The sequence below is a fragment of the Candidatus Nitrosopumilus sp. genome, from assembly GCF_965223225.1.
In the GTDB taxonomy this organism is placed as follows: domain Archaea; phylum Thermoproteota; class Nitrososphaeria; order Nitrososphaerales; family Nitrosopumilaceae; genus Nitrosopumilus.
The window spans coordinates 228,668-248,758 of record NZ_CBDCVU010000004.1; the positions used below are offsets into that span (position 1 = coordinate 228,668).

At 35.2% G+C, this 20,091-nt stretch carries 19 protein-coding genes; 8 read left to right on the plus strand and 11 right to left on the minus strand.

The features are described 5' to 3' along the window. The first annotated feature begins 4 nt into the window (after positions 1-4). On the plus strand, positions 5-1,075 hold the full coding sequence (gene cobT, locus ACOQN3_RS01650; RefSeq protein WP_420544753.1) for a nicotinate mononucleotide-dependent phosphoribosyltransferase CobT: 1,071 nt from the start codon (positions 5-7) through the stop codon (positions 1,073-1,075). Between the two features lie 63 nt (positions 1,076-1,138). Here the strand turns inward: cobT and ACOQN3_RS01655 are convergent, their stop codons facing one another. Both ACOQN3_RS01655 and ACOQN3_RS01660 read right to left on the minus strand, forming a co-directional pair. Continuing rightward, entirely contained in the window at positions 1,139-1,759 is a 621-nt protein-coding gene (locus ACOQN3_RS01655; RefSeq protein ID WP_420544754.1) for a 30S ribosomal protein S4, read from the minus strand. Between the two features lie 9 nt (positions 1,760-1,768). After that, complete coding sequence (locus tag ACOQN3_RS01660; RefSeq protein ID WP_420544755.1) at positions 1,769-2,320, minus strand: 30S ribosomal protein S13; 552 nt, start codon at positions 2,318-2,320, stop codon at positions 1,769-1,771. A 346-nt stretch (positions 2,321-2,666) separates the two neighbouring features. Between ACOQN3_RS01660 and ACOQN3_RS01665 the strand changes: the two genes are divergently transcribed. Then, the gene (locus tag ACOQN3_RS01665; protein ID WP_420546579.1) at positions 2,667-2,981 is read left to right on the plus strand and encodes a hypothetical protein; all 315 of its coding nucleotides are present in this window, start codon (positions 2,667-2,669) and stop codon (positions 2,979-2,981) included. Here the strand turns inward: ACOQN3_RS01665 and ACOQN3_RS01670 are convergent. Continuing rightward, positions 2,973-3,524, minus strand: a complete 552-nt coding sequence (locus tag ACOQN3_RS01670) for a hypothetical protein (RefSeq protein WP_420544756.1) — start codon at positions 3,522-3,524, stop codon at positions 2,973-2,975. The two genes, ACOQN3_RS01665 and ACOQN3_RS01670, sit on opposite strands and share 9 nt — an antisense overlap. 95 nt (positions 3,525-3,619) lie before the next feature. Beyond that, a complete protein-coding gene (locus tag ACOQN3_RS01675) occupies positions 3,620-4,972 on the minus strand; it encodes a cation diffusion facilitator family transporter (RefSeq protein ID WP_420544757.1) in 1,353 nt (450 codons plus the stop codon). A 93-nt stretch (positions 4,973-5,065) separates the two neighbouring features. Here ACOQN3_RS01675 and ACOQN3_RS01680 point away from each other — a divergent pair, with 93 nt between their 5' ends. The 3 genes from ACOQN3_RS01680 to ACOQN3_RS01690 are packed head-to-tail and all read left to right on the plus strand — an operon-like array spanning position 5,066 to position 9,684. After that, entirely contained in the window at positions 5,066-8,254 is a 3,189-nt protein-coding gene (locus ACOQN3_RS01680; RefSeq protein ID WP_420544758.1) for a peptidase, read from the plus strand. Between the two features lie 55 nt (positions 8,255-8,309). Further along, positions 8,310-9,308 carry a CFI-box-CTERM domain-containing protein gene (locus ACOQN3_RS01685; protein ID WP_420546580.1) on the plus strand — a complete coding sequence of 333 codons (999 nt, stop codon included), beginning with the start codon at positions 8,310-8,312 and terminating at the stop codon, positions 9,306-9,308. 52 nt (positions 9,309-9,360) lie between these two features. Next, positions 9,361-9,684, plus strand: coding sequence for a hypothetical protein (locus tag ACOQN3_RS01690; protein ID WP_420544759.1), 324 nt, complete (start codon positions 9,361-9,363; stop codon positions 9,682-9,684). A 57-nt stretch (positions 9,685-9,741) separates the two neighbouring features. Here the strand turns inward: ACOQN3_RS01690 and ACOQN3_RS01695 are convergent, their stop codons facing one another. From ACOQN3_RS01695 to ACOQN3_RS01705, 3 genes are read right to left on the minus strand one after another with little or no spacing between them, the layout of a single operon-like run. Continuing rightward, positions 9,742-11,322, minus strand: coding sequence for a B12-binding domain-containing radical SAM protein (locus ACOQN3_RS01695; protein WP_420544760.1), 1,581 nt, complete (start codon positions 11,320-11,322; stop codon positions 9,742-9,744). Positions 11,323-11,352: 30 nt separating this feature from the next. Then, positions 11,353-12,171, minus strand: coding sequence for a nickel pincer cofactor biosynthesis protein LarB (gene larB, locus ACOQN3_RS01700; RefSeq protein WP_420544761.1), 819 nt, complete (start codon positions 12,169-12,171; stop codon positions 11,353-11,355). 33 nt (positions 12,172-12,204) lie between these two features. Further along, complete coding sequence (locus ACOQN3_RS01705; RefSeq protein WP_420544762.1) at positions 12,205-13,119, minus strand: malate dehydrogenase; 915 nt, start codon at positions 13,117-13,119, stop codon at positions 12,205-12,207. Between the two features lie 89 nt (positions 13,120-13,208). Between ACOQN3_RS01705 and larC the strand changes: the two genes are divergently transcribed. From larC to ACOQN3_RS01720, 3 genes are read left to right on the plus strand one after another with little or no spacing between them, the layout of a single operon-like run. Then, positions 13,209-14,435 carry a nickel pincer cofactor biosynthesis protein LarC gene (larC, locus tag ACOQN3_RS01710; protein WP_420544763.1) on the plus strand — a complete coding sequence of 409 codons (1,227 nt, stop codon included), beginning with the start codon at positions 13,209-13,211 and terminating at the stop codon, positions 14,433-14,435. Then, entirely contained in the window at positions 14,432-15,229 is a 798-nt protein-coding gene (larE, locus tag ACOQN3_RS01715) for an ATP-dependent sacrificial sulfur transferase LarE (protein ID WP_420544764.1), read from the plus strand. Before larC ends, larE begins: the two co-directional genes overlap by 4 nt. After that, positions 15,226-16,386 (plus strand): cysteine desulfurase family protein, encoded by a 1,161-nt coding sequence (locus ACOQN3_RS01720; RefSeq protein ID WP_420544765.1) that lies wholly within the window; start codon positions 15,226-15,228, stop codon positions 16,384-16,386. Before larE ends, ACOQN3_RS01720 begins: the two co-directional genes overlap by 4 nt. Here the strand turns inward: ACOQN3_RS01720 and ACOQN3_RS01725 are convergent. From ACOQN3_RS01725 to ACOQN3_RS01740, 4 genes are all read right to left on the minus strand, one after another. Then, entirely contained in the window at positions 16,383-17,204 is an 822-nt protein-coding gene (locus tag ACOQN3_RS01725; RefSeq protein WP_420544766.1) for a PEFG-CTERM sorting domain-containing protein, read from the minus strand. The two genes, ACOQN3_RS01720 and ACOQN3_RS01725, sit on opposite strands and share 4 nt — an antisense overlap. Before the next feature lie 51 nt (positions 17,205-17,255). Then, complete coding sequence (locus ACOQN3_RS01730) at positions 17,256-18,089, minus strand: PEFG-CTERM sorting domain-containing protein (protein ID WP_420544767.1); 834 nt, start codon at positions 18,087-18,089, stop codon at positions 17,256-17,258. Positions 18,090-18,211: 122 nt separating this feature from the next. Beyond that, on the minus strand, positions 18,212-19,072 hold the full coding sequence (locus ACOQN3_RS01735; protein WP_420544768.1) for a PEFG-CTERM sorting domain-containing protein: 861 nt from the start codon (positions 19,070-19,072) through the stop codon (positions 18,212-18,214). A gap of 61 nt (positions 19,073-19,133) precedes the next feature. Then, complete coding sequence (locus ACOQN3_RS01740; RefSeq protein WP_420544769.1) at positions 19,134-19,979, minus strand: PEFG-CTERM sorting domain-containing protein; 846 nt, start codon at positions 19,977-19,979, stop codon at positions 19,134-19,136. Between the last annotated feature and the right edge of the window lie 112 nt (positions 19,980-20,091).

A 20,091-nucleotide genomic window follows, 5' to 3' on the forward strand; every position in this document is an offset into this window, starting at 1 on the left:
TTTTTTGGAAAATTTCAAATTATTTGGAAACTCTAAATCTGCTGAAAAATTCATAGATGATACTAAATCTAGCAATCGATTTCTTTTTTCTTTTGTTACCTCATATACTGAAACATGTGAGATTCCTGGAATTACTTTGGCAGGAACCAATTCTGATTTGATCAAATTTACCCCCGCAGCAGATGCAGAATATCTTCACTATGGTTATTGTAAAACAATTGAAAAAATACCTATGACTCCTGATGGCAAACCTACTCCTGCATTATTGACAAAAGTAGCTTTAGAATCATCTAGTATTCCTCATCTTACAATTAATGCCGGAAGTAAGGTAGTTCCTCAACTTCCTGTTATTGAGACACAACTGCCTACTGGAAAAAATATCTCCGTTAATGATGCCTTAACTGACTCCCAAGTTTCTCGTGCAGTTGATTTTGGAAGAATAGTTGGACGTAGTTTATCTTCGTTAACTGATTGCCTAATTATAGGTGAAAGTATTCCTGGTGGGACTACTACTGCATTAGCTGTTTTACGTGCACTTGGTTTTGACGCTAATGTAAGCTCCAGCATGCCTAATAATCCTACTGCACTAAAAAATCAAATTGTTAATAATGCTCTAGAAAGAATTACTTCTGAACACCCATATCATATTATTTCAAAGGTTGGAGATCCTATGATTCCATTTGTATCTGGCATGTTGAGTTCAGCCTCTAGTGTATCTGATGTTATGTTGGCAGGTGGAACTCAAATGTTGGCTGTCCTGGCATTTGCATCTAAAATTGGATTTGATGAAAAATCTACTGTCATTGGAACTACTTCTTATGTTACAGATGACAAAAATGCTAATTTTACTAATATGGTTAAGCAAATTGCTGATGTGCCTGCAATCTCTGTAGATCCTGGGTTAAAAAATTCAAAATATTCCGGTTTGAGATCTTTTTCTGAAGGATTTGTAAAAGAAGGTGTTGGTGCTGGAGGTAGCATTATTTCATCTATGCTCAAGACTGGGAATAATCAGTTAAAATTTCTAGAAATGGTAGAAAAAGAATATTCTCGATTATTTACTGCAGAAAATTAAGTCCATTTCTTGAAAGAATATTTTTTTCTACGAACTATTTTTTTATGATTCTTGTTTTAGATATTATTTTTCTGTATTGGTTTCTTCATCTGCTGCAGGTGTTTCTGCTGCAGGTGTTTCTGCTGCAGGTGTTTCTGCTGCAGGTGTTTCTGCTGCAGGTGTTTCTGATTGAGATTTGGATTTGTTCTTCTCTAACATTTCTGGTATCTTTGATTCCGGTGCAAAGTGTATGTTGTCTTCTTCTTCAACAGCAACAGTATATGATGGGATGTTCACTTTTCGTTCTCCAATCATTATATGCCCGTGAATCACGGCCTGTCTTGCTTGATATGGTGTTGTAAATCCTAATCTTTTTGAAACAATTGTTTGGAGTCTGCGTGATAACAAATCGTTCACATTCAAATTTAAAACGTCATCTAATGTTGAGTCGCTGCTAACTAACCCAATTCTTGCTAGAGATTTCATAAGAATTGGTTCTTTCTCTGCTCTTACCTCTTGTCTTAATGCAAGTAATGATCTTGCTTGGTGTCTTACTCTTGAAAGTTCAGTATGTGCTTTCCATAATTCTCGTTTAGTTCTTAACCCAAATGTACCCAAAGTTTTCAACTCTTCCATTTTTAATTCATAATTGAGAGGTCTCTTTGGCTTCCTCCAGACTCTTCGTGGATATTTTGGATCTCCCATCTAAAACACCTATTCAGTTTTCTCCGATGAGTCTGCTGCTGCTGGAGCTGCTGCTGGAGCTGCTGCTGGAGCTGCTGCTGGATCTGCTGCTTTCTTTACTGGAGCTGCTTGTCCTCCCCCCTTTGCAACTCCTACTGCACCAGATTTTCTTCCTGATGTCCTAGTCCTTTGCCCTCTGACTTTGAGCCCGCTGAGATGACGATATCCTCTCCAGCTTGCAGTTATTCTTTCGCGTTCAATATCATTTCTTAATGTAAATGGAATATCTGATGTTAACAAATGTAAATCTGCACCCGTTTCAATGTCTTTTCTTCTGTTAAGAAACCAAGTAGGAAAATTTCCACCAATTGGGTCTGAAATCAACTTCTCGATTGCCTGCACTTCACTGTCTGAAAGGTTGCCTATGTTTGAATTTGTATCAATTTTTAAAGAATCTAGAATTGCCGTGGCAAAATTATACCCTATTCCCTTTATCTGTGTCAATCCTACCAGGATTTTTCTCTCTCCTGGGATATCATTTCCCACAATTCTTACGATGTGTCTATATTCTTGAGCACTCAAGTATTCAAAAATTCAAAGAAACCCCGATAAAAACCATGCTAGGCAAGGTTTTTCTCTCATATCTCGTAATTCTCATAAGCCTCTTGTTCTGAGAGGCTAGATTCTTTTTTTATTTGAAGTCTTCATTTCTCGTCCAATTTCTACCACTTACGTTCCACTGATTACATTGACAGCATTTTTTTATTCCTTGTTGGGGTTCGATTTCAATACAAAAACAATGTGTACCTTTACCTGATGGATCTCCCTCACATAGTTTTTGCATATTCTTTATCTTGGTGTTTTTCTTAATTATCTTTTGATAAACCTCAAAAAATTATAAATTTCTCATTTTTTCATTTAAATCATGATTGATAGTAATTACGATCGGGATAAGATCATAAATTGCATGTTTGATCCTGTAACTTCTTTAATGTTGGCATCGTTAGAAGATGGCAAAAAAACTTGCTCTTTTCTGGCTCAACAATCTAACATCACTGAAAAAAATGTTTTAGAATGTTTTTCTTACTTGATAGAACATGGTTTTGTTTTAAAAGAATCTGACCTCAATGGTGACTATACTCTTAGTGCAAATTTTGATAAATTAAGTAGCATAGTTGAAAACAGTGATAATTTTGATGCTGCTATAGATGGTCTTGAAAAAATGGATAGTTATCTAAACTGATATTCTATTTTTAATCGCATAAATTCCAACTATTACTAATCCTGCCATTCCTACGACTAACACATATACAGAAATGAATCCAATTGTTTTCTTTTCCGCATCTGGAAGTGGACCTAAAGCTGCAAAAACTTGCGTCTCTTCAGTATTTTGACTTTCAATGATTAATTTATACGAACCTGTTTCGTCTATTGCAAATTCTTCTTCTATGGTTTCTTGATTAATCCAAACAAATTTTATTTCATTACCCGAGGGCCCAATTATTTTTGCAGATGTCGTACCTTCATTGCTATTTATTGCCTGTACTGCAAAAACTCCTGTTGGTGTAGTTTCTGCGTCAAATTCATTTAAAATTGTAAGTGATTGTTCAGAATTTATTTTTCCATTTTCCTGATTAACTCCTTCTAATACAATTTGATTTCCTAAAACCATTAACATCAATCCTACCACAATTAATATTCCAGAAATAACTAGACCTAATACTGCCTTTTGCACACTTTTTATCGGATTTTTCTTTAGTTTAAAGGTAATTTTTGTTCTAATCAAATGATTTAGAAATGAAGAGTCAATTCTATCAATAGTTATGTAATTCGTAAATCTGTACTTTGCATGCGTGCACCATACTTGACAATTCTTCTACTTTAATCTGGTTCTGGATGTATTGTTATTACTGAATTCTTGACTTCTAAACGTATTTTTTGTTCGATTTCTGATGTTAAGTCGTGAACTTTTTCAATTGATAATTCTCCGTCAAAAGAACAATCTATGTCTATTTTGAGAATGTTCTCAAAACTTAGTGACACTATTCTACCAATTCTCTTTATCTCTGTATATTTTTCTAAAATCTTTCTAATTTTTTTTTCAGTAATTTTGTCCTCCAAATTGATACTCTTTGGCATTGTTAAGAATGGTTCTAAGTGAATTGTTATGTGTTCTATTTCTGGTATATTTTCATAAATTTTTTGTTCAATTTTCTCTGAAATTCTATGTGCTGATAATAAATTCATCTCTCTTTCTACCATTACATGTAAGTTTGAAAACATCTTTCCATTTGTTTTGTGTGTGCTGACGTTATGAACTCCTTTGACTCCTTCAACATTTTCTGTAATTTCTGATATCTTTGCATCTAATGGAACATCCTTCCAATTTGGTTCAAAATGAATTGTAATTGCAGCATTTGAAATTTTCTCTTTAATGTTATTTTCCACATCACTACTAATTTTATGTGCAACATCAAAACTTGTATCTCCTCTTAAAGAAATTGTTATGTCTGCAAAAATAGTATCTCCTGATCTCCTCATCAATATTGGACCTGCATCAATTACTCCTTTTGTTGCAACAGTAATTTCTCTTACATTTTTTACAAGTTCTGGTGAAATAATATCTGTTAAATCTAAAGCCGTTTTATGGATTAATTTTATACTTAATGCTGCCAATAATATTCCTAAAATTAACGCGGCTAGAAAATCCCCCTGATAAAACCCATACGACACAAATACAATTCCTATGATTGCAACTAATGTCGACCCTAGATCCATCAATGCATGATAAAAATCAGCTTTAAGAGTTGCACCTCCGATCTTCCTTATTGATTTTCTTAGTATTGTTAATCGAAAAATATCTATTCCTATTGTGTAAATTCCTCCAACTATTGCAAGTAATCCTGGCAAAACATTTGGTGGAGGGTTTTGTAGTCTGGTTAGAGATTCATAAACAAAGAAACATGCTATTAGAAAAATTACAATTCCTCCTAATAGTCCGCCCAATGATTCTATTTTTCCATGTCCATACGTGTGTTCAGCATCAGGTGGCTTGATGGCCATTCTTGCTGCTAGTAATAAAACGATGGTGACTACACTGTCTAATAATGCATGAATGCTGTCTGTAACAAGTGCAAGGCTGTTTGAAATTAATCCCAAAATTAATTCTACTAGGAATGCTGAAAAGATAGCTAACAGAGAAATTTGTAAAACTTTAGTTCTTTGGACAAACATTTCCTGATTTTAATATCTCTGAACACATATTACAAGTTTTTAAGAAGAAATATGACGATAACATTATTTGTGATCATGTAGCCTCTTTTGCTAGTGTCTCAATCTTTTTTCTATGTTTTAGGAGTTTTATCGATATTGTCTTTAATTCCAATTCTAAGTGTAGATGCATCTAATCCTAATCTTGATGTTTCAGCAGAAAATTCACAGTTTGATAATCATTTTGCAGGTTCAATGGTAATTGAAGTAGTAATACGTGATAACAATATTCGTGATACTGATGAAGGCAAGGGAGAACCTGATGTTACCCTCAATGGAAAATCACTACGTATGGTCCAGGCAACTGATGGAAATTGGTATGCTTATTTTGCAAATGCTGATGCAGCAAAGGATGCAGATTCTGTTGCATTAACAGGTGAACCAGGTCAAAGCCTTGATTTTGGAGTATATTGTGATAGAGAAAATACTGCATTTGGAATTGATTTAACTGAAAGCGATGGGTTCTTTGTTCCAAGTTCTGACTGTGATGGTACCCCCGCATCTAACACAAATAATGTTGTACGAAACCCACGATCAATCAATACCCATCCTTCAATACCTGATGGTCAAATTGGCTTAGATCCAAACGCTTGGCCTTTAATTCAATTATTTTCATTTAGTGATGTAACCATTCAATATAATGCAGCAGGGGGTTCTCAGAGAGTTGATCTTGAATATGATGAAATTCCAAACATCTCTATGTCTCTTGACAGAGACTTTTATCCTCAAAATGCTGAAGTCTTTGTCACGGTAAATGATTTTCAATTAAATCAGGATCCTACTGATGAGGACTCTTGGACATTTAGTGTTGTATCTCCTACTACTTTTTATCAGGCCTTTGACAATTCTGGTAGGCCTGCTGCTGATAACACAAATGGGCTAGTTGATCTCTTACCCTATCTCTCATCTCTTGGTTTTGAAAAAAATGGTAAACTAGTCGTGGATCCAAATTCAATTATTCAATTAAAACCCAATTCAGATCAAAATAATCAATCTGTTGTAACTGATAAAAAAACTTCAAAGTCGTATACTCAAATTGTTACCCTTGTGGAAAGAGGCCCTAATTCCGGAATCTTTGAGAGCTTTGACTCAAATGATGAATCTACTATCGGTATTTTGCCAAACGCTCCAAGGGGAAATACTGGTTCTATCGAATATAATGAAAATTCTGTTTCAATTCTTACAGGTTTCTCCACAGCATCTGTATCTTTACAAAAACCTGAACTAAAGATCGGTGGCCCCTCCACATCCATCCAACCTGGGACTAAAATCCCTGTTGTCTTGATAGATCCTGATCAAAACATAAACAGTGCAGCCAAAGAAGATCTTGATGTTGCTAGTGACACTTCATTAATCCCCACTCTGAAAATAGGCAATCCTGTTACCTTAAAAGATTCTAACAATGTAAAATTCTATGAAAATTCTGTTGATTCTCTTTTAGATGGCAATTCTGCAGTTTCTTTTATTCATGATGTTCATTCTGAAAGGTTGTTTATTGACACAAAATCATTGACAATAAAAGAGTTTGAAAAAATATCTTTGGATTTAGGAATTTCTTCATCTAATATTCGAAATATCCTAATCGACAAATCTGATAATATTGGTACAAATTGGCTAAATTATGATTTAAGATCCTTTCAAGATGATTATGGTCTGAATGACTTCACTGATACCGAAATCATGTTGTATTTTGGTAGTCTTTCCGATTCTTCTCCTTCTGTTACTCTGGTAAATGCAGGTGAGATCTCATCTTCTCAAGGATTTCTAAAAATAGATGATTCAATAGTGTCTGACATTTTTACCCAAACCGGTTCAATCTTCCTTGTGATTGATTTTGATTCGTCAGATAATGACTCTACTAAAAATACTGGTAGCATTCCTTCTTCTAATGATCTTCAACCTATCGTGTTTGACCTATTCTCTTTTGGTTTGGAAGATGATGGTGACGGAATTAATAATGCAATTTATCGATTTGAATTAGAAGAGACATCTGATAATTCTTCTACTTTTGAAGGTGAGTTTGAGTTTGCATTTTCTAACCAATTAAATATTGTAGATCCTGCCTTCATAGGTTCCATTCAGCCTATCTCTGACAACATCAAATTCATTCTAACTGATAGATTAGTTAACAATGATGCAATTTTTATCTCATATTCTGATCTAAGCCGAGTTGGGCTGACCGTTACTGTGTCTTCTAATTCTGGAAGCTCCATTGCTGAAACAAATTCTGCTACCCTGTCATCCAATTCTAACTCTTACAGGTTTGGTCAACCTGTTACAATAACTCTTAACGATCCAGATCTTAATTTGAGAAATGATCTGGTTGATGTATATTTCGTAATCAATGATCCTGCGTCTGAAAATGTTGATACCGTTGGAAAAAATGATGTTATCCTACTTGAAATCCTAATCAAAGATATCCGATACAAACGTTGTACTATAGACGGGGTTGAACATGGAGGTTTAGGAGCTACGGGGTTTACTCTTATTGAAACAGGACCTAGTTCAGGCATTTTTGAGGGTGTTTTTAAAATGCCATCAAAAATCTGCAATGCTTCAGGTACAAAATTAATTTCTCCTGCAGGGGGTAGTATTGATGCAAAATATTATGATTCACGCGACAGTTCTGGAAATCCCAGTATTGTGAGCCTTTTGAAAAATAGATCCTCTATTCCTACATTAGAGCCTTCTTTTGCTCTGCCAAAATTAAGTGCCTATGAGATTGTTAAACCCACCTCTGAAAAAATACAAGAAATTGTTCTTTCTGGAACTATTGATAATCATCGAAGAGGCATCCCATTAGGAGTTTTGATTACTTTTCCTGATGGACAATCTCAAAATTTTGCTGCAAACCTTTCAAACAATGGTAGTTACCGATCACTAATTTCAGTTAATTCTGATTCTTTAACTGGCCGTTATGACATCCATCTGTCGTATAATGGTGTATTTGTTGGCTCAACTTCTTTTCAAATATTAAATCCTGAAATTCCTGTTTGGGTAAAAAATAATGCCCACTCTTGGTCTTCGTCTTCTCTTACTGACTCTGAATTTGCAAATAACCTTGAATATCTAATTGAACAAGGCATTATTGATGTTTCTTCAAAGGAACGTTTCTCAGTTTCTGAAAAAACAATTCCTGCTTGGCTAAAAAATAATGCCAAATGGTGGTACGCTAACCAAATTTCAGATGATGATTTCGTCCAGTCAGTTAAATACTTAGTCAAAAAAGGTATAATTGGAGTATAATATGGTCAATTTTTCTTTCATTGAATACATAAATACTCTCTATCCGTTCATCAAAATGAAAATGAATTTGAAGGGCACTGCTGCATTTGCATTGTTAGCGATTTCTATAATGTCCTATGGAGTTAACCCTTCTGTGTTTGCCGATGATCATAATATCGCTCCCTTAGTCGCAACAGCTGAACTTCCCTCTTATGGAAATGGCGATAGGGTGAATATTGATGGAAGTATACGTGATTTTGATTCTAATTTACATTCAGGTCAAGCAGTTACTGTTATTGTAAAATCACCTGATAATAACTTGGTAAGTATAGGACAAATTGTTCCAAATTCTGATGGATCTTTTACTCATAGTTTTGTTGCAGGTGGCCCACTATGGTCATCTGGCGGTGATTATGTTGTTGAATTTCGTTTTGGATCTGTATCTGGTGAATCTGTTGTAGTTTATACTGGGGGCTCTTTCACACCTCCCACTCAACCAGAACCTGAGCCACAACCAGAACCTGAGCCACAACCAGAACCTGAGCCACAACCAGAACCTGAGCCACAACCAGAACCTGAGCCAGAACCTGAGCCAGAACCACAACAACCTGTATGTGGTGCTGGTACCGAATTAGTTGATGGTGTTTGTCAAGTGAAAAAATCTGAAGTACCTGACGAGGAACCTGATGAAGGTGGTTCTTGTTTAATTGCAACTGCTGCATACGGAACCGAGTTGGCTCCACAAGTTCAATTTTTGAGAGAAGTACGTGATAACACTGTGCTTTCTACCTCATCTGGTACTGCATTTATGACCGGTTTTAACACCTTGTACTATTCATTTGCTCCAACTGTTGCTGATTGGGAACGAGAAAATCCTGCATTCCAAGAAGTTGTACGAACTGTTATTACTCCTATGATTTCAACACTTTCAATAATGTCTCTAGCTGAGAATGGTTCTGAATTAGAAGTCTTGGGACTTGGCATTTCTGTTATTGCACTTAATTTGGGAATGTATATTGCCGCACCTGCATTTGTTGGTTTTAAGGTTCACAAACACATTAAATCTAGAAACTAATCTTTTCATTTCTTGATAGTAGGTTATTATACTAAAGAGGTATAGTGTTAACATGAAAATTGAATATGAAGAATTTGAAACCTTGGAAGATATTTTCATGTATCTTGCATCTGCAGCTCCACCAATGAAAAATACTATGCCAATTAATTCGTACAAAGGTTACGTGATGTCTTTCATCCCTCTAAGTCCATCTACTGGTGAAGTTTATCTTATGTTATATGCAAAAGGATCGCTTGAACCAGGAATTTATGAATTTGACGTTACCTCAAAATCTTACAAAAAAGTAGAAGGTATTGAGAGAGCTGATAAAGTTTACTTTATTTCATTAACCCCAAAACGAAACACTATTGCTGATAGTGCGCTTGAAAATATTTGAAAGAAAATTTTTTAGGAATATTTCATGTACCTAATTTTTGGTGCATGTCTTATAATGCTATAGTTTTTTTGTCTGAATTTTTGGTGCAGATACTGATCTACTTCTTGCGTATTTGTCAATTATCTCATCTGGAGTTCTTCCATTAAAGAGATCTTTACATAGTCCTCGTAAATACCTCATTATAGCCCATGTTCCTGCTTTAAGAATTCCATACATGAAAACTTTCATTGGTGGTCCATATGTCTTGTTTCTAAGTATGATTGGAATGATGTCGTTGATTACTCGTAAATTATTTTCCCAACACTTCCAAAATAACGTAAATTGTGCTTCGTTCAAATTTCCAAAATGCATCGAATTTTTTTCGCTAAAGTCTTGATACAGTAATGGTGCAACTAATCCTCTAAAGTCCATCTCTCGAAAATCACTCATCATATCTATTGTGTATTGAATGTCATCTGGAGTTTCATCAGGCCAGCCGATGATGATAGTTGCTGCTGGGAACCAGTGGTTTTCGTTAAGAATTTTAGCTCCTTCTCTTACAACACTTCCCCACTCATCAGTTGAAAATGGTCTTGTTTTTACACCTAGATGTTTTTTTACCATTGCAGGTGCGACAGTTTCAATTCCTAGGTTTGTTGCAAGCCATCTACCTGATTTATCTTGTCCATTAATATGAGAAATTTGTTGCATCAAAGTTGGATCTGCTGCAACAGCAGAAAATGTCATATGCGTGGTTCCAATGAAATTTGCGCCTAATCCTTTGAGACCCTTCCACAAATCTACTATTGCATCTCTATTTGGTACAAAGTCTCTGTTGTCACATCCGTAGAGTAACATTTCATCTGAATGCAGCCAAATTGAATCAAAGCCATAATCTAAGTTTGTTTTTGCCTCATACTGAAGCCTTTCCAATGGCAAATCTTTCTTTGATCTTTTATTGACATCACAAAAATCACATCCTCTTCCACATCCTCTCATTGCTTCAATTAATGAATTGATTGTAGGCCCTTCAATAACTGGAATGTTTTCTAGATTTCTTACAAAACAATGCATTAATTCTGGTGCGTCTCCTTTTTCTAAATCTTGAAACAAATCTACAGCTAATTCATCTGCTTCTCCTACAACTACCGTATCTAGACCGTGAATTTTCATTCTATCTGATTTTGCTAATTCCCATGCTCCGTTTCCTCCTACTACTACTTTGAAGTCATACTTCTTTTTGAGTTGAATAATACTTGCACACATTTTTTTAAATTTCATTGCTACATAGGATAATTTTTCAGGTGACATTGTTGTTGTGACTGGTGCCATGCCAAGTGGATCCATCACATTAATCCCTACAACTTTAGTGTCTGGACCAATTGATTTGTGTAGCATATCTGGATGCCCTATGAATACGTCTTCTCGTTTGTAACCTCCTTGAATTAATGAGCTTTCAATCCTTCTTAGACCGATTTGAGCAACTTTAGCCTCTCCTGTGATTGGATCTGTTTCAACTGATGGGCAAAACACTTTATCAAATACCCATTCCGGTAAAACTTCGTAAGGTCCACATGCAATAAATCCATACAAAAAATTACCTCTGTAATTTGTCATTAAACTACGATCTGCAGTTAACACAATACGCTTACCAGACAACTACAAAACTTCGTTAAATTATGCTATATATCATTTACGAGATGTATTTTGTTTCTTATTTTGTAATTTTTGTTGTTTTTCTTTTTTGGTTCGTCTATTTGCAATATTTGCTGCAATGCCTCCTGCTGCTATACCATTATCTATATTTACAACTGATAATCCCAAGGAACAACTCTGAAGCATTGAGGCTAATGCTGCAATTCCCTTTTCTCCATATCCATATCCTACGGATATTGGAATTCCTATTACTGGAATATCTACTACGGTTGAAACTAGTGTGGCTAGTGCTCCTTCCATTCCTGCAGCCACAATGATACAATCTACGTCTTCTCTTACCATTTCTTTTAAAACTGGAAAAGATCTTTGAATTCCTGCTACTCCTACATCATATTCCGTAATACATTTGCAGTTCATTGCTTCACACATCAATCTAGCTTCTTCTGCGACCCCGATATCTGAAGTACCTGCAGTGATTATGCCTACTTTTCCACCTGAGGCTCTTATTGGCTTTCTAAATAGTAGTAAAGATGATGAATTTTTCCCTGTTTTTGTTTTAATTTTTAATTTCTTTGCAAACTCTAAAATTTCCTTATAGTCGTTTTTTCTAATTCTAGATACTACAACTGCATTTGTTTTTTCTAAAGTTTTTTCAGTAATTTTTTTTATTTCATCTATTTTTTTTGTTTCTGCAAAAATTACTTCTGGAATTCCCTTTCTCTTCCTACGGTTGGTGTCGATCTTTGCAAAATTTTCCACTTCTTCAATTGAATATATTGCAAGAAGTTTTTTTGCTTCATAAATAGAAATTTTGTCTGCCTTTAGTGATTCTAAAATTTCCTGTATTTCCAATATGTTGAATATTATTTTTCTATAAAAAAATGCTTAGATCTCTACGCCTGAGATTGCTCCTTTGACATTCTCTACGCCTTTATCAAATCCTTGTTTTTCTTCATCGTTTAGTTCTAACTCTATAATTTTTTCAACACCGTTCTTTCCAATGATTGCTGGAACTCCAATCGTCACATCTGAATGACCGTATTCTCCATCAAGGTAAGTTGCAACTGGTATGGCTTGTTTTCTATCTCTTACCACTGATTCTACAATTGCGGAAATGGCGTTTCCTGGTGCGTGTACTGTTGCTCCCTTTAACTCAATTACTTTTGCTGCTACTTGTTTTGTGTTCTGAACTAATTCATTCATCTTTTCATTTGAAAGGAAAGATGATAATGGAATTCCTGAAACTGATGAAAATCTTGGCAATGGTAACATATTTTCTCCATGTTCCCCAATCACTAATGCTCTAATTGAATCACGAGAGTGACCCGTTGCCTCATGTATGAACTGCCTAAATCTTGATAGATCCAACATGCCACCCATTCCAAAGACTCTGCTTTTGTCAAATCCTGATGTTTTGTAAGTGATGTAAGCCATTGGATCAAGTGGGTTTGTGACAGGTATTATCATTGAATTATCTGCATATTTTTTGATATTTTCAACTACGCTTTTTACAATTGATGCATTAATCTTTAACAAATCCATTCTCGTCATTCCTGGTTTTCTCCCAGATCCTGCGACAACTACAACAATATTGGATCCTTTCATATCTTCAAAATTATTGGATCCTTTTACTTCTACATCTATCCCCTGTTCTGATAACATGTGATTGATATCCATGGCTTCTCCTTGTGGGAGTCCTTCTGCGACATCTAATAATAAAATCTGATCGTCTAATCGTTTTAGTGCAGAGAATAATGCTGCATCTCCTCCCACTTTACCTGATCCAATAATCGTAAGCATGAAAAATCGTGTAATTTTTGAATAATTAAATCTAGTGAAATTTTTACTGATTAGGCGAATTTATAAGCATTTTTTACAATTTTGAAGTATTGGTTCTCGTAATTGATCCTCAAATCGCTGGAATATCCGGTGACATGTTCTTGTCTTCTTTAGTTGATTTAGGAGCCAATAAAGAAAAAATAATCAAAGGAATAATCATGTCGTCAAAGTCATTTACCAATTCTCAAATTCATAACATTGATTTCAAAAAAATAAAAAAAAATGGAATTGAATCGACTGAACTACTTTTGACAGTTGAAGAATCATTACATGAGAGAAAGGCAGTAGAAATAAAAAATGCAATAGTCTCTTCTATTGATCTCATTCAACTTTCAGATAAAGCAAAATCTTTTGCAATATCTTGTATCAACATCTTAACTTCGTCAGAATCTAAAATTCATGGTATTCCTGAAGACTCTGTACATTTTCATGAGGCTTCTAGTGTTGACACTCTTGTAGATATTATTGGTGCAGCAATTGCATTGGATGATTTAAAATTATTTGATGAAAAAATCATTTGTTTGCCAATCTCTGTTGGATCTGGCTCTATAACTTTTTCACACGGTGTAATGTCTAATCCTGCAAGTGCAATTCTTGAGATCTTTAAAAATTCTGGATTGGAGATTGTTGGAAATAATGCCAATGATGAATTAACTACTCCTACTGGAGCTTGTATCCTATCAAGTCTGTGCCCCATTCCTTCAAAGTTTTATCCATCTTTGAAGATTAATTCCATTGGTTATGGTGCTGGAAAGAAAGATTTTCAATCATTCTCAAATGTATTAAAACTTGTTCGAGGCCAGAATGATGATTTTGGTACAGATTCAGTAAAAATCTTGGAGACTAATCTTGATGACGTCTCTGGAGAGATTATTGGGAATCTTATTGAAAAGATAATGGCAAAAGGCGCTAGGGATATTTCTGTTTTTAATGGAATATCAAAGAAAGGTAGACCTACGTATCTTGTTTCAATTATATGTGATGATGAAAAAATTGATCCACTTTTAGACACATTGATACTTGAAACAGGAACGTTGGGAATCCGAATTTTTGATTCTAGTAGGTTTGTAGTTTCTAGAACCAATCATGATGCAGTTGTCACTTTGAATGGAAAATCTTTTTCTGTACATTACAAGAAGTCTTATTTCAAAGAGAATGTACGTTTTAAGATAGAATTTGAAGATCTGAAGAAAATATCTTCGGAGATTGCTCAATCACTTCCAGAAACAGAATTTTTACTAAGATGTGAAATTGAGAAATTGGAGAAAGAGAAATGACTAAACTCATTGATCTATTGAATTGGTTTGAAGGTAAAGGCAGGGTGATGATTGCTCTCTCCGGTGGTGTAGACAGTGCACTAGTTGCCTATGCTGCTTTTCAAAAGCTAGGTGATAATGCAATAGCTGTAACTGCTGATTACAAAACTCTCTCTGAAGAAGAACTTGTTTCTGCTAAGAGAATATGCTCAGAAATTGGAATTCAGCAATTGTTTCTAGATTATAACGAACTTGAAAATGAAGAGTTTGTTCAGAATGATTCAAATCGCTGTTTTCATTGTAGGTTGGAACTTGGTAACCATCTGAAAAAATTAGCGAAAAAAAATGATGTGGATATTATTGTTGATGGTACTCATATGGACGATTTGGGAGATTATAGGCCTGGTATATTGGCACTTAGACAAAATGGAATTCAAAGCCCTCTTGCAGAAGTTGGTTTCTCGAAACCCAACATTCGAGAAGCAGCAAAATCTGTTGGACTAACCGTATTTGATAAACCCTCTAACTCCTGTTTGGCATCAAGAATTCCATGGGGGCAGAGAGTTACTGCTGAAAAACTATCTAGGATAGAATTTGGTGAAACTCTCATCAAACAAATTACAAAAATAGACCAGGTACGTGTAAGAGATTTGAATGGTTCTGCTAAAATCGAAGTAGATAAAAAAATGATAACCGTATTTGATAAACCAACTCTAAAAACAATTACTGAAAAATTACAAATGATAGGATTCAATTCTGTTGAAATTGACCAGGAAGGATATAAACCAGGAAAAATTAATGTGATTACAGATTGATTTATCTGGATAATGCAGCGTCTACTCAGATTCATGAGGATGTATTGAATTCAATGTTGCCATTTATGCGCGAACAATATGGCAACCCATCATCTATTCATAGACATGGACGCCTGGCTCGTAAGGCAATTGAAAAAGCAAGAAAACAGGTTGCATCTTTAATCAATGCTGATCCTAAAGAGATCTTTTTCACTTCTGGAGGAACCGAATCCAATAATTTAGCCCTAAATGGTTTAGCTATGAAGTATCAAGACGGTAGAATAATTACATCTTCTATAGAACATGATGCTATTTTACAACCCTGTAAAAAACTATCTAGTCTTGGATTCAATGTAGTTTATGTTCCTGTTAATCATTTTGGAACGGTAGACCTTGAGGAATTACAAAATTGCATCTCCGAAGATACTAGACTTGTATCTATAATGTTTGGAAATAATGAAGTGGGTACAATTCAACCAATTTCTAAAATTGCCAAAATATGTAGAGATAATAACATTCCATTTCATACAGATGCTGTACAGGCAACTGGTAAAATTGCAATAGATGTCAAAGATCTTGGATTGGATTTACTTTCTATCTCTTCTCATAAAATTAATGGCCCTAAAGGAGTTGGTGCATTGTATGTAAAAAAAACCCTTGATCTTGATCCGCTAATTTTAGGTGGTGGACAAGAACACGGTTTACGTTCTGGAACAGAAAATGTTGCAAATATTGTTGGATTTGGTAAGGCATGTGAAATTGCTGAAAAAAACTTACTAAACAATGTCTCTTATTTGGAAGATCTTAAAAATTCTCTAGTTGAAAATGTTCTAAAAAAAATTCCCAAAGTTACATTAAACGGAGATCCTATTCAGCGATTACCAAACAATGCCCATTTTACATTTCTTGGTATCAATGGAGAAGACCTAATAATCAAATTAGATGAATATGGCATTGCTGCATCCACTGGTTCTGCATGTTCAGTAAATACCCAAAAGGCTTCTCATGTTTTGGAATCTATGAGTTTTTCTCATGAACAAATTACTGGCTCCTTAAGATTGACTGTTGGAATTTTTAATACCTCTGAAGAAATCATTGAAACTGCTGACATTCTTTCTAAAGTAGTTAAAGAATTGAGATCCGTTTCTCCCTATAAAGAAAAATACTCATTTAGTTAGAATTTTATCAAATTTTTATTCCTGATTAATATTATTGCTGACATCATTCCTACAACCATAATCATAATTGCGATACTTCCAAATTCCGGAACAACATATGTTCCTATGATTTCAATTTGAGAATCTCCCTCCTCAAAATTAATTGTTATTTTTCTTGATTCTGAATGTGTTGCTTCTTCTTCATATGGAGTTTCTATTTCATCTATGAGAATAATGAATATCTCATCTTTTCCATCCTGTTTTTCAGCCCCTATGAACTCTCTTGGTAAATCAAGGGTGATTGTACCTTCATCAGTTGACTCAATTTCTACTATTACTGAAAAATTATCTGAATTTACCTCCATATTCTCTAATGTTCCGCCTTTAATCGTGTATTCTACATCAAATGTACCATAATTTCCTGCATCTACCTCAAAATTATCCGTCGTTATCTTGGCTTCTGATTCCGGTGTAAAGCTAAATTCTGTTTGTGCAAAATTTCCTTCTCCATATAGGACTCTTACTACGTAATCTCCTTGTTTTGCCCATTGAGGACCTTCTGCAATTATGGTGTGTGAGTAACTCCCATCTTGTGCAACCTCAATTTGTGCAATATCTATCAGACTTTCATCTCTAAGCAGTTGTAGTGTAACTGGTGTTTCACCAACCACTGTGGTTACTCGTCCGGAAACTACTATTGTATCTCCCTCATCATAATTATTATCATCTGTCTGAACTGAAATTAAAGATTCCTGAGCAAAAATTGTTCCAGTTGACAACGTTAGAAAAAAAACAATTCCATATAATATTCGGGAATCCACAAAGACTCCATTGTACATTTGTATATTTCCTTTACTATCAAAAATGAAAAAATGAAAAAAGTTGTGATTCTAGTATCTTGGCATAATGCTAAGTCTTGATCTTGCAGAGATTGCAACTATTGAGATAATTGCTACTGCTAGAACCATCATTGCAATTGCACCAAACTCTGGAATTACAAAAGTACCAATCACTTCAATTTGTTCAGCGCCTGCTGGGAACATCACTGTTACTTTATTTGCAACAATTTCTACATCATCCCATTCTTCTCCATCAACTAATACCATGAAGATACCGTCTTGGACTGTTTTTGATGGTGTTACTGTGAGAACTCCATCATCTTTGGCGTTGATATTGATGACAATCGAGTTATCATCTAAATTGATAGCTGCACTAGTTACAGTTCCACCTGAAATACTAAATGGTACGCATTGACCACTTGCAGATAGATCGCCAGGTCCACATTGCTTACTTGGAGTCTGTGTCTCATAACTAGGTGTGTATTCTACTCCACCCATTAATTCAACTTTTACGCTGTTACTTTTTTCAGCACTACCATAGTTTACCTTAATGGTGTAGGTACCGTCATATTTCCATATTTTGCCTCCTGTGTTTAATGTAGTCTCGAAATTCCCTTTTTCTCCTACAGTTACTTGATCAACTGTAACAATGGAATTAAGTGGACTAACAACAGTGACTGTAACTGGAAAACCAGAATCTATGTTTGCTACTTTGCCCTTTACCATAATCATGTCATTATGACCATAACTAGTCTTATCTGTCCATACAGAGATTGGGATGTCTTTAAGTAACATCTCATTTGCTGTTGTTCTAGCATCGTCCATGGAACATCCTACACATGCTTGTGGCAGATTACTATTTTCTGCTGCATATGCAGATGACATGGTTAAAGTACTGACTGCAGTCAAAATGGCTAGTAGCGCGAACGACGTACGGCTGTTCATCTTGTTGCGAATTGCACCTGTCTCTATTTATGTATATTTAAAAAGAGAAAAAAGTTGTGAACTTAGTATCTTGGCATAATGCTAAGTCTTGATCTTGCAGAGATTGCAACTATTGAGATAATTGCTACTGCTAGAACCATCATTGCAATTGCACCAAACTCTGGTACTACCACCCCATCCTCAATATCTACTATTTCTGAAGCAGTATATTTTGGATCTTCAAATTGTTGTGCTGTTACAGTATATTCTCCATCCTGAATCCATAGTGGTCCTCCAGTAATGATCACGGAAGTAAATTGTCCATCAAGCATTGGTGTTACTTGATCTACAGATACTATGTTTCCATTTGGTGCAGTAACTGTCAAAGTTATATCTTGACTTACTCTGTCTGTCCATCCTGTAATCTCAATTCTGTCTGAGCCTATAACAGCCTCTGCATAAATTTCGATACCTGCATCTTCAGCAATGTTTGTTTCATTTGGCACAAAAATTCCTGTCTCTAGGTTAGATTGTGTTGCAGAAGTTTTCTCAGCCATTCCATTTGTTATTTCAACAAGAACCTTTAGTGTGTACAAAGAATTTTGTTGCATTCCCTGCATAGCTGTAATTTTGTAAAATCCATTCTCCGTCCATGTTGGACCGATCTTGAATTCCGATACAAAATTACCGTCGGCATCTGGTGAAATCTGATCAACAGACACTAAATTATTTCCACTTGGGGATGTTACCGTAAGTGTAACGTCTGTAATTTGTGAAATCGTTTTTCCTGAAACAACAATTGTATCAGATCCTTTATCTGCTGTGGCTGTAATGGACATTCCTAGGCTTTGAGCAAATACATCTTGCTGGATTGAGGTCACTGAAATTAATGACAGCGCCATAAGGGCTATTGCCATAGATGTTGTAGAACGTTTAAAATTCATCCTAATTCAAACCAATCATCTTGGTATTTATGTATATTTAAAAAGAGAAAAAAGATGAAATTTAGTATCTTGGCATAATGCTAAGTCTTGATCTTGCAGAGATTGCAACTATTGAGATAATTGCTACTGCTAGAACCATCATTGCAATTGCACCAAACTCTGGGACTACAAAAGTTCCAATTATTTCGATCTCTTCAGCACCTGCTGAAAATCCTATGGTTAGTGTTCGTTCTGTTGATGATTTTACTTCGTCAAAGTCTTCCACCTCTTCTCCATCAATTAAAACAAAGAATTCATCATCATCTCCGTTTTCAAATAATGCATCCGCTACAGATCTAGGGATTGTGAGAGTTAGTGAACCATCATCAGTTGCATCAATAGAAATGATTAGTGAGCTGGCATCTACATCAGGCATTATGCTTAGCAGCTTTCCGCCTGTAATGTCATATCCTATCAAATCACTTGCGCCCTCGATAGATACTGTTGAATCTGTTACCTGTGAATCAACATTTCCACCTGGTGATGTGACTGTAGAACCACCAAATTCAAATGATGTTGTGGCTGAACGATTTTCTGTTCCATATTGAACTGTAATTGAGTATGCCCCTTCAGATTTCATTAATGATCCACCTGCAGTAATTTCGGTACTAAACTTTTTGTCTCCACCTACTGTTACTTGTGCAATCGATACTAAGTTTCCATTAGGAGCCTTAACTATCATGCTGACTGGGGTCCCTGAATACAGATCTCTGACTTCGCCTGTTACAAGGATTGTTTCACCCTCAGAATAGGATGCTTTATCCGTAGTAACAATAATCGAGTTTTGTATTTGTCCAAATGCTGGCGTCATTCCAATACTTACAACCAAAATTGCAGAAAGGGCTAACACCGATAGATGAGTTTTCATCAATCTTTGGCCTAGATTTATACTATTTAAGGTTGTGAAAAAATTTATTGACTAAAGAGAAAAAACACTCTTTTTGCCGAATTTCAGATTAGATATATATTAACCTGAGCGT

Bases quoted from the DNA above. Each gene is read 5' to 3' on its own strand.
- ACOQN3_RS01655 (WP_420544754.1), bottom strand. From the start codon at position 1,759: ATGGGAGATCCAAAATATCCACGAAGAGTCTGGAGGAAGCCAAAGAGA.
- ACOQN3_RS01675 (WP_420544757.1), bottom strand. From the start codon at position 4,972: ATGTTTGTCCAAAGAACTAAAGTTTTACAAATTTCTCTGTTAGCTATC.
- ACOQN3_RS01685 (WP_420546580.1), top strand. From the start codon at position 8,310: ATGAAAATGAATTTGAAGGGCACTGCTGCATTTGCATTGTTAGCGATT.
- ACOQN3_RS01690 (WP_420544759.1), top strand. From the start codon at position 9,361: ATGAAAATTGAATATGAAGAATTTGAAACCTTGGAAGATATTTTCATG.
- ACOQN3_RS01705 (WP_420544762.1), bottom strand. From the start codon at position 13,119: ATGCTTACGATTATTGGATCAGGTAAAGTGGGAGGAGATGCAGCATTA.
- larE (WP_420544764.1), top strand. From the start codon at position 14,432: ATGACTAAACTCATTGATCTATTGAATTGGTTTGAAGGTAAAGGCAGG.
- ACOQN3_RS01725 (WP_420544766.1), bottom strand. From the start codon at position 17,204: ATGTACAATGGAGTCTTTGTGGATTCCCGAATATTATATGGAATTGTT.
- ACOQN3_RS01730 (WP_420544767.1), bottom strand. From the start codon at position 18,089: ATGTCATCTGCATATGCAGCAGAAAATAGTAATCTGCCACAAGCATGT.
- ACOQN3_RS01735 (WP_420544768.1), bottom strand. From the start codon at position 19,072: ATGAATTTTAAACGTTCTACAACATCTATGGCAATAGCCCTTATGGCG.
- ACOQN3_RS01740 (WP_420544769.1), bottom strand. From the start codon at position 19,979: ATGAAAACTCATCTATCGGTGTTAGCCCTTTCTGCAATTTTGGTTGTA.